This is a genomic window from Sinorhizobium arboris LMG 14919, assembly GCF_000427465.1.
GTDB lineage: Bacteria > Pseudomonadota > Alphaproteobacteria > Rhizobiales > Rhizobiaceae > Sinorhizobium > Sinorhizobium arboris.
This window is the reverse complement of record NZ_KE386497.1, coordinates 328,736-341,128: the sequence shown is the minus strand read 5'-3', so window position 1 is coordinate 341,128 and position 12,393 is coordinate 328,736. Positions and strand designations below refer to the sequence as shown.

Annotated in this window: 10 protein-coding genes and 2 pseudogenes; 3 read left to right on the top strand and 9 right to left on the bottom strand. The window is 63.1% G+C overall.

The window, feature by feature from the left end; translation table 11 throughout:
* Window positions 1-104 precede the first annotated feature (104 nt).
* The 9 genes and pseudogenes from SINAR_RS0130455 to SINAR_RS1000000136090 all read right to left on the bottom strand — a co-directional run bounded on the left by SINAR_RS0130455 (window position 105) and on the right by SINAR_RS1000000136090 (window position 8,162).
* The gene (locus SINAR_RS0130455; protein WP_028002559.1) at window positions 105-1,448 is read right to left on the bottom strand and encodes a cytochrome P450; all 1,344 of its coding nucleotides are present in this window, start codon (window positions 1,446-1,448) and stop codon (window positions 105-107) included.
* On the bottom strand, window positions 1,448-2,284 hold the full coding sequence (locus tag SINAR_RS0130450) for an SDR family oxidoreductase (RefSeq protein ID WP_028002558.1): 837 nt from the start codon (window positions 2,282-2,284) through the stop codon (window positions 1,448-1,450). The genes SINAR_RS0130455 and SINAR_RS0130450 overlap by 1 nt, the downstream gene beginning before the upstream one ends.
* Window positions 2,271-2,579 (bottom strand): ferredoxin, encoded by a 309-nt coding sequence (locus SINAR_RS0130445; protein WP_028002557.1) that lies wholly within the window; start codon window positions 2,577-2,579, stop codon window positions 2,271-2,273. Before SINAR_RS0130445 ends, SINAR_RS0130450 begins: the two co-directional genes overlap by 14 nt.
* Window positions 2,567-3,871 carry a cytochrome P450 gene (locus SINAR_RS0130440; protein WP_028002556.1) on the bottom strand — a complete coding sequence of 435 codons (1,305 nt, stop codon included), beginning with the start codon at window positions 3,869-3,871 and terminating at the stop codon, window positions 2,567-2,569. The genes SINAR_RS0130445 and SINAR_RS0130440 overlap by 13 nt, the downstream gene beginning before the upstream one ends.
* A gap of 94 nt (window positions 3,872-3,965) precedes the next feature.
* Window positions 3,966-5,168, bottom strand: coding sequence for a cytochrome P450 (locus SINAR_RS0130435; RefSeq protein WP_028002555.1), 1,203 nt, complete (start codon window positions 5,166-5,168; stop codon window positions 3,966-3,968).
* A 292-nt stretch (window positions 5,169-5,460) separates the two neighbouring features.
* Window positions 5,461-5,574 (bottom strand): DUF4158 domain-containing protein, encoded by a 114-nt coding sequence (locus SINAR_RS1000000138580; RefSeq protein WP_419761337.1) that lies wholly within the window; start codon window positions 5,572-5,574, stop codon window positions 5,461-5,463.
* Window positions 5,575-5,650: 76 nt separating this feature from the next.
* Window positions 5,651-5,940, bottom strand: a pseudogene (locus SINAR_RS1000000136095) (cytochrome P450); the annotation flags it as partial.
* A complete protein-coding gene (locus SINAR_RS0130420; protein WP_028002554.1) occupies window positions 5,907-7,139 on the bottom strand; it encodes a cytochrome P450 family protein in 1,233 nt (410 codons plus the stop codon). The gene SINAR_RS0130420 and the pseudogene SINAR_RS1000000136095, both read right to left, overlap by 34 nt.
* A 309-nt stretch (window positions 7,140-7,448) precedes the next feature.
* The gene (locus SINAR_RS1000000136090) at window positions 7,449-8,162 is read right to left on the bottom strand and encodes a DNA-binding transcriptional response regulator (RefSeq protein ID WP_084617827.1); all 714 of its coding nucleotides are present in this window, start codon (window positions 8,160-8,162) and stop codon (window positions 7,449-7,451) included.
* A gap of 730 nt (window positions 8,163-8,892) precedes the next feature.
* Between SINAR_RS1000000136090 and SINAR_RS0130405 the strand changes: the two are divergent.
* From SINAR_RS0130405 to SINAR_RS0130395, 3 genes and pseudogenes are all read left to right on the top strand, one after another.
* Window positions 8,893-9,161, top strand: a pseudogene (locus SINAR_RS0130405) (IS3 family transposase); the annotation flags it as partial.
* A 605-nt stretch (window positions 9,162-9,766) separates the two neighbouring features.
* Window positions 9,767-10,933, top strand: coding sequence for an omptin family outer membrane protease (locus SINAR_RS0130400; protein WP_234710689.1), 1,167 nt, complete (start codon window positions 9,767-9,769; stop codon window positions 10,931-10,933).
* Between the two features lie 161 nt (window positions 10,934-11,094).
* A complete protein-coding gene (locus tag SINAR_RS0130395; protein ID WP_028002550.1) occupies window positions 11,095-12,204 on the top strand; it encodes an NADH:flavin oxidoreductase/NADH oxidase in 1,110 nt (369 codons plus the stop codon).
* Window positions 12,205-12,393 lie beyond the last annotated feature (189 nt).

Genomic DNA, 12,393 nt, shown 5'->3' with positions numbered 1-12,393 from the left:
CCGCCGCGGTGTTGCCGGCGTCGCACCGAGCGCGCGCGCCGAGTGCAGCAATGCCGCGCGCCGCCGGTGCCGCTGCCTAGCCACACGGGGCATGCGACGCCTGCTCATGAGAATCCGATGCGGATTGTCATGGACGGATGTGCGGTCGGGTAATAGCGCCGGCCTTTTTCGACGCCGCTCAGCAACCGCGGCCGCACCCCGGCCTTGTGCATGGTCAGCGCCAAGGCGATGCAGAACTGCACCAGTTCCAGCCATACCAGGTGGTAGCCGATGCAGACGTGTGGGCCGGAACCGAACTGCAGCATGTCCACCGGCCGGATCGGCTCCGTTCGTTGCAGCCACCGCTCCAGGCGGAACTGACCAGGCGCCTCGTGCAGCAGCGCCGAGGTCGAGAAATGCAGCAGCGGGATGCACAGATCGGTGCCCGCGGGAATGCGCCGTTGGCCGAGTTGCAATTCCTGCAGCGCGCGACGCGGCAGGAGCGTGACCGACGGATGCATGCGCAGCGTCTCGCGGAACAGCGCCTCCGCGACCGGACACTGCGCCAGGTCCGCGTGTTGGGTCGGCACCGCGCCCACACGTTGCGCCTCCTCGACCAGGGCGTCCCACAGCACAGGCTGCCGCGCCAGCTCGATTACCATCCAGGCCATCGTCGAGGCGGTGGTGTCGTGACCGGCAAGCAGCAGCACGCGGATATTGGCGACCAGGACGTCATCGGAGAGCGCATCGTCGCTGCGATCGAAGGCGCTCACCATGTCGTTGATCAACCCGGTGCGCGCGGCATGCGCGCGCGCGTCGCGGACGAACTGGTGCAACTGCGCGTCGATCCAGTCGCGGGCGGCGCGGCCGCGCCGCAAGGGCAGTCCGGGCAGGTCGATCCGGGGCGCAACGATCAACTGCAGCAGTTGCCGGTACTTGCGGTGCCATCCCGGCAGGTCCTGCGCGGGGATCCCCATGAGGCTGAAGATGAGCTTCAGCATCAGGTCCCCGGTCTCGCGCAGGATGGTTACGTCGCCGCGGTCGCGCCACGCCTGCACCCGCGCCCGGATGACGGGCGCGAACAGGTCGCCGATGCCGGCCTGGGTCAGCCCCTTGGGCAAAAACGCCGTCTTGATCGCATCGCGCGCCTGCCGGTGCGCGCGGCCGTCCTGGGCGACCAACGTTCCGCCAAGCAATTCGGGCGCGATCTCTTCGATCAGCGCCGAGGACATATCCTTGTGCCGGAGCAGTGCGAACGCATCCGGATCCATGCAGGTCATCTGGTGTCCGGCAGGGCCGAAATCCAGCCAGAAATGGCTGCCCAGCATCCGTTCCGCGCGCTGCAGCAGGCGCGGCAGGTCGCAGACGATGGCGGGAAGATGCCCGACAAGGGGGAAAGCGCCGGGCACGACCGGGATGCCGTGCCGCAGTCGGTGCCGACGGTCCAGCGGGTTGAGCAGCATGTCCATCAGCAGCGCTCCGCTTCGGCGGTGTCGCCGGCAGGCCGCGCGGCGGGGCTGTTGCCACCGTCGGCGTACGTCGGCACATGCGCCAGCATGCCGCCGTCGATGCACACGACCTGGCCGGTGATGAACGCAGCATCGTCGGAGAGCAGGAACGCCACCAGCGCGGCCACGTCCTCGGGGCGGCCAACGCGCGGCAGGAGTTGGTGCCGGCGCAGATGCCGTTGCATGCACTCGTCCAGCTTGGCAAGGAGACGCTCGGTCATGATGAGACCCGGCGCAACCGCGTTGCAGCGGATCTGCGCATGACCGTACTGGGTGGCGAGCGAGGCCGACAGCATGTTCATCGCCGCCTTCGACGCGGCGTAGGACGTCTGCGCGGTGTCACCGCTGAGTCCCTGGCACGACGACATGTTGACGATCGCGCCACCGCCGCGGGCGATCATCCGTGGGATGGCCTGCCGGCAGCAGAGCAGCGTGCCGCGCAGATTGGTCGCCATGGTCTGATCCCAGACCGCCAGGTCCAGGTCGAGGATCGTGCGGTCGCGCGGGGTCAGATGCATGGCGCTCGCGTTGTTCACCAGCAGGTCCAGCCCACCGAAGTGCCGCTCCGCCGTCTCGAACAGCGCTGCCACCGCCTGCGCATCGGCGATGTCCATGGCCAGGGCCAGCGCGTGGCCCGCTTCGGCCGCGATCTGCTCCGTGCAGGCGATGGCCGCCGAGCCATCAATGTCGGCCACCACCACTCTGCCGCCCTCGCGCGCGATGGCGAGGGCGCATGCCTTGCCGATGCCGGCGCCGGCGCCGGTCACCACGGCCACCTTGCCTTCAAACCGTCCCATCGTGTCCTCCTGGATTGCTTTGGTCTTTCGCGGCATGCCGCTCGGCCTCCGCCGGACAACGCGCAGGGTCGGCGCTGGCGCGCGCGTCATCGCCAGCGTCGCTTTCGATGACCCGAATGGCGGCGACCGGGCACTGGCTCGCCGCGAGCCGCACGACGGCGTGCAGCGCCTGCGGGACCGTCGCCACGCACACTTCGGCCACGCCGTCCGGTTCGCGCTGGCGAAAGGTGCCCGGCAGCGTCAGCACGCACTGCCCGGTGGTTCCGCACAGATCCTGGTCGATCACGACGCGCATCTCAGCTCCCCCTGCGCATGCAGCCGCACCGGCAGCGCGCGGAACGTCCTAAGGAACGCGGAAGGCTCCCGGGTCGGCTGCTCGGCCAATGTCAGCGTGGGGAAGCGCGCCTGGATCCGAGGCAGGCTCTCGGCCAACTGCACCCGGGCCAGTTGCGCGCCTAGGCAGAAATGGATGCCGTGGCCGAAGCTCAGCATGATCTTCCCGTCGGTCGACATGCCAGGACTGGTGCCATAGAACCGCGCGGGATCGAAGCGGTCGGGATCGGCGAAGGCGTCCGGGTCGCGATTGCCGGCCGCGATCAGCACGCGCACGTCCGCGTTCTTCGGGATCACCACGCCGCCCAGTTCGATGTCGCGCTGGGCGATACGCGGAATGGAGCTGAACATGGCGGGCGCGTCGCAGCGCAGGACTTCTTCGACGAATGCCTTCACCCCCACGGCGTCTCCCTGCAGCCAGTGCCGCTGTTCGGGATACGCCAGCATCGTCAGGACCGCATGGTCGATGGTCGCAGCAGTGGTGGCGAAGCCGCCCAGCAGCATGCCCCACAGCATGCTGATCAACTCCGCATCCGACAGCGTGTCAGCATCGTCGTCGTGTGCGCCGACCAGCATCGACACGATGTCCTGGCGGGGATCGGTGCGCTTGCGCTGTATGAGGTCGCCAAAGTAGGCCTGCACCCTGGCGCTGGCCGCGTCCGCCGCTGCGAGCTGGGGATCGCTGGCGTGCGGGCCCAGGCCTTCCATAATGGCGCCGATCCCGGCGGCGAGCCCGAACATGTCGTCCTGGGGCATGCCGAACAGTTCGGCGAAGACCAGCATGGGCAAGGCCAGCGCGAATTCCCGATGCAGGTCCACTGCCTCCCCGCGCTCCAGCGCGGGCGCCATGCCGTCCAGGCGCGCTGCGACGATGCGCGCGATGCTAGGCCGCAGGTTGTCGATCTGGCACATGGTGAAATCGCGCGAGATCAGCCGGCGCAGACGCGTATGCGTCGGTGGGTCCTTCATCGCTAGCGTGGACGCCAGCAGATTGAGCGACAGGCTGGTCGCCGCACGCGGGAAATAGCGCGCCAGTTCGCCCGGCGCCGGTCCCCGAAACGTATCGCCCGTGGCCTGGAGCGCCCAGTAGATGTCGGCGTGGCGGCTCAACAGAAAGAGGCCCGACGCCGCGCGATGCACCGGATCGTGCTCGCGCAACCACCGCATGAACGGATACGGGTCGTGGATGCACGCTGGCGACGCCAGTTCGGCGAAGGCGTCCCGGCATGCTGCCGTGGTTTCTTGGACGTCCATCTTGGTTACCTGTTGGCTGGCTGATCTGACCGGCACGCGCCAGGCGCGCCGGCAAATTGCCGAGAAGATCGCGATTCCCGGCGGCGTCCGCGCATCACCAGAGCACCGGCAACTCCTCGAACCCGCCAGTGATGATCTCCTTGCGCAACTTCAGTTCTTCGGGCGCCACGGCCAGGCGCAGCGCGGGAAAGCGCTGGAAGATCGAACCGAACACCACCTTGAGTTCCAGTCTGGCCAGCGCCATGCCGATGCAGTAGTGCGGCCCGTAGGAGAACGCCAGGTGCGGCTTTTCTTCGCGTCCGATGTCGAAGATTTCCGGGTCGTCGAAATGGCGCGGATCGAACGACGTCGCCGGCAGGCCGACCAGCACCTTGCTCTCCGCGGGAATATGCACGCCCGCGATGGTCACGTCGGTCCTCGGATAACGCATGATGCCGTCCCAGCCAGCGCCCGGCGGGTACATGCGCAGGATTTCCTCCACCGCCTTGTCCACCAGGGATGGATCGCCGACCAGGCGTTCGCGCTGTTGCGGATGGCGGAACATGGCCAGCAGGCCGAATTCGATCTGCGCGACGGTGCTCTCGTGCCCCGCCACCAGCATGCCCGCCGCCAGGCCGATCGCCTCTTCCTCGGTCGCCTTGCCCCGGTCGACCGCCGCGAGCAGATCCGTCAGCAGGTTGTCACCCGGATCCTGGCGCTTTTCCCGCATCTTGCCGCGAATGTAGGCGCGCAGTTGTTCCCAGGCCAGACGGGACGCGCTGCGCGGGCCGCTCTCATGCTGGTGCGTCATCACCTCGTCGGAGAGCCTGGCGAAAAAGGCGTGATCCTCGTAGAGCACGCCCATCAGCGCGCTGATGACCATGGCCGGAAGCGGAAAGGAGAGGTGGCGCCGCAGGTCGGCGGGCTGGGGCTGGGCCGCCAGCGTCTCGAACAACTGCGCGGCGATCGTCTCGACTTGCTGCGCGAGCAGCTTCACCCTGCGGTCGCTGAAGGCCGGCGCCACGATCGTACGTAACCGGGCATGCTCGTCCCCCTCGTGCGAGACCAGCCACCCCGGCGAACCGAGAATCACACAATCAGGGGTGAATGCCGCCGGCGGCATTCCCGCGGGTCGGAACGCCGCGTCGGACAGCACCGCCTTGGCCTCGTCATAGCCTGTCACCCACCAGCCTTCGTGCCCGGACGGGAAGCGCACGCGGTGGATCGGACCGTTGGCGCGTAGCGCCAACATCTCGGGCGAGGGCTCCATGTGATCGACGCGCCACATCGGCAGCGTCGGCAAGGGTTGTTCGGACATGGTGGCATTCCACTCTCTAAGCGATGGAAGGGCATGCCGGCGTGTGCCGCCGTACAACTAGGGCAGCAAGGATCATACCAACTACGCAGGGAGCGCCTCAGATAAGCTGCTCTGCACATCCTTCAATGTCTTAACCGAGCGCGGGCACGCCCGGGCCGAACATCACCATGTCGCGGACGCGACAAACTCGACAGTAGGTTTGGTCGGTTCTGGCTGAGGGCGAAATGACACTCTAAGCGTGGTGGGACGAAATCAGGCCAGTGGGGTGCGGAAATAGACAACTCGATCGGCTTCATGGGTGGCGAAACAGCGCAAGCTGAAGGGCTACGTCGAGGCGATTGCGGTCCTCTTGGCGACGCCAGATCAGATCGAGGTCGCCGGGCTCAAAGGTGTAAAGTCGGGCCAAGTCGTTACGGTCCGCCGGGAATCCCAGTAGTCGTTCCCGCTCGGCTTCGCTCAGCAGCTCGGTGCTTTGCGCATTCGCCCATCAGCGCGCTGATGACCATGGCCGGAAGCGGAAAGGAGAGGTGGCGCCGCAGGTCGGCGGGCTGGGGCTGGGCCGCCAGCGTCTCGAACAACTGCGCGGCGATCGCCTCGACTTGCTGCGCGAGCAGCTTCACCCTGCGGTTGCTGAAGGCCGGCGCCACGATCGTGCGTAACCGGGCATGCCCCGCTCGTGCGAGACCAGCCACCCCGGCGAACCGAGCATCACCGAATCCGGAGTGAATGCCGCACTCTCTAAGCGATGGAAGGGCGGAAGGTGACCGGCAGGCGCTGCGGGCAGCGAATGACGTAAGACGGCATGTAGACGACGTCCTCCGCGGCGATGGTCAGCGCCAGATCCTCCAGCCGCGCGAACAGCGCGGGGAAGGCGCAGCGCAATTCCAGGCGCGCCAGCGCAGCCCCCAGGCAGAAATGCGGCCCCTCGCCGAACGACAGGTGCGGGTTGTGCCGCCGGGTGACATCGAACCTGTCGGCGCCGGGACCGAAGGCCTTTTCGTCCCGGTTCGCCGCATGGAACGCCATCAGGACGGCGTCGCCGCGGCGGACCATGCATCCGTCGATCTCCACGTCCTCGGTGGCATAGCGGAACGGCAGATTGGCCACTGAGCTGCCCCAGCGCAGGATCTCCTCGATCGCCTGTGACCACGGAACTTGGCCGGCGCGCACCAGGTGCAGTTGCTGCGGATGCGTCAACAATGCCAGCACGCCATTGCCGATGACGCCGGTGGTGGTCACGAAGCCCGCAGAGAGCACCATGAACAGCATGTCGATGAGCTCGGTGTCGGAAACGAGCTCGCCGTTGTCGCGCGCGACGATCAGGGCCGAAGCCAGATCGTCGCCGAGCTGGCCCCGCTTGAGCGCGATGAGGCGACGGAAGAACTCCGGGATGCGCTGCCGCGTCTGTCGCACCTCTGCGGCTGTGGCGGAGGTGTTGGCCAGGCTGTAGGTGAGCGCGACGATCTCCTCGCGCTGTTCGTCCGGCAAACCGAACAGTTCGGCGATCACGTTGGTGGGCAACGGAACGGCGAACTCGCACATCAGATCGGCACTGCCGCCGCGCTGCGCCATCTCGGCCAGGAGTCGATCGACCCATTGTTCGATCCGTGGCGCCAGCAAGGCGATACGACTGGGCGGGAAGCTCCTGGACAGCAGGCCGCGCAAGCGCCGGTGATCGGCGCCATGCGCCGTGACCATGTTGTCCACTTTGCACATCCCGATTAGCGGATGATCCTCGGGAATCTCGCCGTCCTGCAGCGCCCGCCACTGTCGCCAGTCCCTGTTGAAACGCTGGTCGGAAAGTATCCGCCTGAGCGTCTGGTGACCGCCTGCCGCCCAGGTCACCACATCGCCTGGCAGCGACACTCGCGCCATCCCCCCCTGCTGCAGAATCGCAGAAGACAGATTATCAAGGTGCGTGGGAGCGACCGACACACCGATCACATCGCGATTATGGTTTTCTACGCGCATGCCAACAACTCCTTAAAAGGGGTCGGTTCCGGCTGAGGTCGAAATGACACTCTAAGCGTGGTGGGACGAAATCAGGCCAGTGGTTTGCGGAAATAGACAACTCGATCGGTTTCATGGAAGCCCTAGTTTCGCCCGATGCGATCGTCTCTTCCTGATTTCTGCGTCCGAGCAAAGCTCGTGAACGCCTTCTGCGACGAGGTCATTGCGATAAAGTGCCAAGGACATGACAGTAGCTGTCCGGTGTTTTTCGAATGGCGTCCGGCTTTTCACCTCCGGGCTAACGGCGAGTCGGCAGCCAATCCATCAGGTTTATTGCGGCAATAGCTGGGGAGCCGGAAATTCGAGCACATCTTTCCTATAGCTTTCGACCAACGCAGCAAAAGGCGTGCCATCTTGCAACTTCAGCACTGCATGATGCTCGAGAAGGAATGGCGGTGGGGTCAAAGACCCTAAGCTCGGCAGTGGTAATTCGGCTGACATGTCCCAGCCTTCGGGGAGAGGGGACCAAAGCAGTTTGGCCGTTAAGTTGGTTCGGGTGAAGTTCAAGGACCGAACGGCTCGACCAAACGAGATATCAGTCGTATTCAGCGCCTCGTTCATTTCGGCTGTCAGTCTTGCAGGCACATACCAGTTCTCTGCTTCCGAAAGGATGCGATCACCGCATGCTAGGCGGACATGGCGATAGACGATCGGCTCGTTCGGCCCGACGTGCAGCAATTCACGAATATGAACGTTGGCTGGCTTGTCGTGTCCCTGTACACGTTTTGCTACGATCTTGGAGCCCGGTGGTGCAAGCTTATGCGCGGCACACCAGCGATCGAGCGTCAGCGTCGCACTGGCATTGCTGAGGAGATTCGCGTTCAGAGTCTGAAGAACCGCAAGGGCTTCTACTCGTGATAAGGGGGTTCTCGGCCACTGCTGCGGGGCGGACAGATCATCCGCTGTCGAAGGCTGCACGCTCACGATGGCGGTTATGACGGTGAAGGTGATGATTCGAATTAATGTGGAGAATGAAAAGGCCATTGATATGAAATCCTTTACTGCAGACTTGTGGACCTCGTGGCGTGATCTTTTGTGAACTTTTGCAGGCAAGCCAGGCGTTCGTCGCGGAAGCAGCGACAGGAAACCATGCGCGATCGCTCCGGCAGTGTCTCTGCCGCCGCGCGCCGCGGGTCGGTTTCGATGATTGGAATTCCCGCGCAATCACGTCCTTGGCCGCCAAAGCACAAATTCCCAGTGTTTCGCCGGGAGCGTCATAAGCCGATAGACCGAAGGTCGTTCCCGGCTTCAGACCACCTCTAACAGCGCTCGCAAACGACGTTCGCCCTATTGCCTTCCAGTTGAAGTCAACTCTCTCTCTATCGGCGTTCGGAAGATTGCCAAAACGGTTTGTTTGGATGGCAATGATCCACTGCGTAGATAAATGCTTTTCAAGTCCGGTAAAGTTGACTGACGTCAGGTTCCGGCGAAACGGTGTCTCTCAACGGATGATTAGCCGGAAGAGATAAGCCCGACGGTTATCGAGAGTCCGTGCAAGGGGTCGTGACGCGGTAATGACGATTCCAGTTGCGTAAATGTATCCGGCCTCTCGCGAGTGAACTGCGGTTGCAGCCAAGCCATGATGATCGGCGCACGCCGTTCCCAACATCCCATAGACCGCCGCCGGCCGCGGCAGATTGCGATGAGCCATTTGCTTCCTCCATTGAATTGACCGCCTCATGATGAGCGAGGCGGAGGGCGGACCATCCCATTAATGGTAGGGCCTGCCGCCAAGCGTGAAGCCGTCGTGCATCTGAAGTCCGTCATGGATCTCTCGGAGCGGCGGGCCTGCCAGATTATATCCGCTGACCGGAAGATGGTGCGCTATCGGTCACGCCGACCATCGGAGCCCGAACTGCGAGAGAAGCTGCGCGATCTCGCCAACGAGCGACGGGGCATCGGCTACGGGCGACTATTCGTGCTGCTCAGGCGGGAGGGAGAGCCGTCCGCGTAAACCGCATCTATCAGCTGTATCGCGCCGATCCAGGGCGGCAATCTGGATGGGATTCTGCGCCGCCGCTTCGCATTCAGGCTCCTGAGAGCAAAAATCGCTACCGGCAGATAAATCGGACGATCTGATAAGGTGCCAGGGACATGACAGCAGTTGCACACATTTGTCGGCGTTTTGACAATATGTCCGACATGAGACACCGCGCTATAAGAGTGATCCCGTTGTTTGGAAATGGTTTTCTGGTTGGCGCGGCAGTTGCTTCGGCAATGGGCAACAACCCTACCTCACGACTTAGCAGGAGTTCCTCCATGCAGCCATGCCAGCCACCGCCCGGAGATCAGTGTCAAGCAAAGCCCGCCTCCGCTTGGACTCGGAATGGCTAAGTTTGTAGCGGTAAACACTGCCTGATGTGCGGCGTGCCAAAAACTTCCGGCGGCCGAGGGCTGGCAACAAGCCGCCCGGTCGCCCCGCCCTCTGACACCGACTGGCGGTGCGAAATCGTTGAGGTGCGGGCGGTAGGCCGACGTTTTCACCGCTCGCCTGGAAGTTTCCACCGGCTCAGCGGATCGTCGAGCGTCTCCACGCCGCGCTCCTGCCCGGTCCTGAAACTTCGGGCTTCCCAGCAAAGGACAACAACATGCTCCAAACATATGTGCAGTCGCCGAACGGTCTGGCGCGCGCTGCCGCCCGACAGCAGCGCGAAGCCGGTCCATCAACACCGGTGGCGCAGGCAGAGCGCAAGTCAGATGCCCCACAATCGGCTGAGGCGAGGAAGCTCAGGCCCAACACGGAGGCGCTGGACGAACTACGCGGTCAGCTTACAAAGTGCGTCATTGTCGGATCCGTAGTCACTTCCTGTTTTCTGATGGCCACCCCGTCATTCGCCGCCGCAGACGACGTTCTGTTTTCCTCGGACGATGGCAATCTCATCGTTTTTGGCGGAATTGGCCTTGCCAACATCAAGGCCCAGGAATTTGTCTATCCCGGCGCCAGCGCGTGCACAGAGTCGGGTTGGGTCAGCAAGGGCCACAAGTGCAGCCAGCTGAACTGGGAGAGCAAGGGGGTGACCCTTTTCACCCTCGGTTTTGACGCGCAGATCGACGACGACTGGAGCTTGAAGGGCAGCGTCAACTTCGGCACCGACGGCAACGGTCACATGGTTGACTTCGATTGGCTGAGCCGTGGGCACGATGACTGGAGCCACCGCTCTATCTCTCCCGATACCGAACTTGACCACTATGTCGACGGAGCGATCGAATTGGACCGGATCATTTACGGCAATGAGACCAGCAGTTTCGCGGTCGGCGCCGGTTTCCGCTACACCGACGTCCAGTGGACGGCCTACGGCGGGTCGGGCCTCTATTCGAACGAGGATGGTTTCCGCAATTTACCTGTGGCATGGGCAGACGGGGAACGCGGCATCAGCTTCCGACAAAAAATTCCGGTTGGCTTCGTCAGCCTGAGCGGCGAACGTGTCCTGGGCGATCTTACGATCAGCGGCGGCATTCAGGGCGGCTTGAGCTTCGGTATCAAGGAGATCGACGATCACTGGTTGCGCGATCTGCGTTACCATAACGACATGGATCCGTCGCCGACTATCGGCGCTACCGTTGCGGTCAACTACGCGTTGACTCCAGGTGCTTCGCTCTATCTGTCCGGTTCGTTCGAGCGGGTGTTTCACAAACGCGGTGACATGCAAATAGACGACACCGCGGAGGGCATACGCTACGCCCGGACAAAGGATGAGGCCGGGGCAAACTTCGAGTCGATGTCGATCTCCTTCGGGCTCAAGGGCTCGTTTTGATTGACGAAGGCGTGAACACGAAGGCGAACGTCATTGGCAAGATGGAGTTCGATAACACCGGCCAGCAACACAGATGGCCGAGCCGAACGCTTCACCGAGTGAACGACCGCAGAGCACGCGACCCGATTGTCACGGGAAGAGCCACACGTTGGAGAAGCAGAATGAGTGGAACTAAGCTGTTCTCTCCGTTCAAAATCGGATCCCTAGAACTCAGGAACCGGGTCGTAGCCGCACCGATGTGCCAGTTTTCCGCGGTAGACGGTGAGATGAACGATTGGCACCTAATCCACCTCGGGAACCTGGCATTATCAGGTGTCGCGGTAGTGACAATCGAGGCCACTGCCGTATCGCCCGAAGGTCGTATCTCTTATCGCGATCTCGGTCTCTATTCCGACGCATGCCAAGTTGCGATGGGGCGAGTGCTTGCCAGCCTACGGCGGTGGTCGGACACGCCGATTGCGATACAACTCGGGCATGCCGGGCGGAAAGCATCTACAGACGCGCCGTGGAAAGGCCGCCTTCAAATCGCTCCTCACCAGGCGAATGGATGGAAAACCGTAGCTCCGAGTGCCGTTCCTTTCCGAGAGTCCTACGATCCACCGCACGCCCTTGACCGTGCGGGACTCGTTAGGGTCCGAGCCGCTTTCGCCGATGCCACTCGACGCGCCGCGTCCATCGGTTTGGATGCAATACAGATCCATGCTGCTCATGGCTATCTTCTGCATCAGTTTCTTTCACCGCTATCCAATCTACGCACTGATGAGTACGGTGGAAGCCTTGAAAACAGGATGCGCTTCCCTTTGGAGGTTTTCGAAGCAGTCCGTGATGCATTTTCTCCAGAAAAGCCCGTCACTGTACGGGTTTCAGCAACCGATTGGGCTGAGGGCGGCTGGGACGTCGATCAGACGGTCGAGTTCTGCAAGGAAATTGAAGCGCGGGGTTGCTCCGCCATCCACGTTTCGTCCGGAGGCTTATCCAATCACCAGCAGATAGCCCTCGGTCCCAGTTATCAAGTGCCTTTCGCGCGAGCGGTAAAGCAAGCGGTGCGGGTTCCCGTCATCGCGGTCGGACTAATCACGGATTTCGAGCAGGCAGAGGCTATACTGACCATGGGTGACGCGGATCTGATCGCGATTGCTCGTGCCATACTTTACGATCCGCGCTGGCCGTGGCATGCGGCTGCCCATTTCGGAGAACGGGTGCGGGCACCCGATCAATATTTGCGATGCCAGCCGCGGCAGTATCGCCACCTGTTCGAGATGAATGACTGACGCCGGGAAACGTCACGCACCATCCGCGGCATGACTATGACACCGGTAACTTCTCGGGGTCAGGCGCCGCGCACGAGGGGTGGCTTGGGCTCGGTTGCGAAGCTCGCGTCGATGCACTCGTTGTCGGCTTTCTGACTACGTCGGACACAAAGCACTGGCTATCAGAGCGGTCCCACTGTTTTTAAACGG

Coding starts and splice junctions, on each gene's coding strand:
- SINAR_RS0130440 (WP_028002556.1), bottom strand. CDS start 3,871: ATGGACGTCCAAGAAACCACGGCAGCATGCCGGGACGCCTTCGCCGAA.
- SINAR_RS0130445 (WP_028002557.1), bottom strand. CDS start 2,579: ATGCGCGTCGTGATCGACCAGGATCTGTGCGGAACCACCGGGCAGTGC.
- SINAR_RS0130395 (WP_028002550.1), top strand. CDS start 11,095: ATGAGTGGAACTAAGCTGTTCTCTCCGTTCAAAATCGGATCCCTAGAA.
- SINAR_RS0130400 (WP_234710689.1), top strand. CDS start 9,767: ATGCTCCAAACATATGTGCAGTCGCCGAACGGTCTGGCGCGCGCTGCC.
- SINAR_RS1000000136090 (WP_084617827.1), bottom strand. CDS start 8,162: ATGGCCTTTTCATTCTCCACATTAATTCGAATCATCACCTTCACCGTC.
- SINAR_RS0130435 (WP_028002555.1), bottom strand. CDS start 5,168: ATGTCCGAACAACCCTTGCCGACGCTGCCGATGTGGCGCGTCGATCAC.
- SINAR_RS0130420 (WP_028002554.1), bottom strand. CDS start 7,139: ATGCGCGTAGAAAACCATAATCGCGATGTGATCGGTGTGTCGGTCGCT.
- SINAR_RS0130450 (WP_028002558.1), bottom strand. CDS start 2,284: ATGGGACGGTTTGAAGGCAAGGTGGCCGTGGTGACCGGCGCCGGCGCC.
- SINAR_RS0130455 (WP_028002559.1), bottom strand. CDS start 1,448: ATGGACATGCTGCTCAACCCGCTGGACCGTCGGCACCGACTGCGGCAC.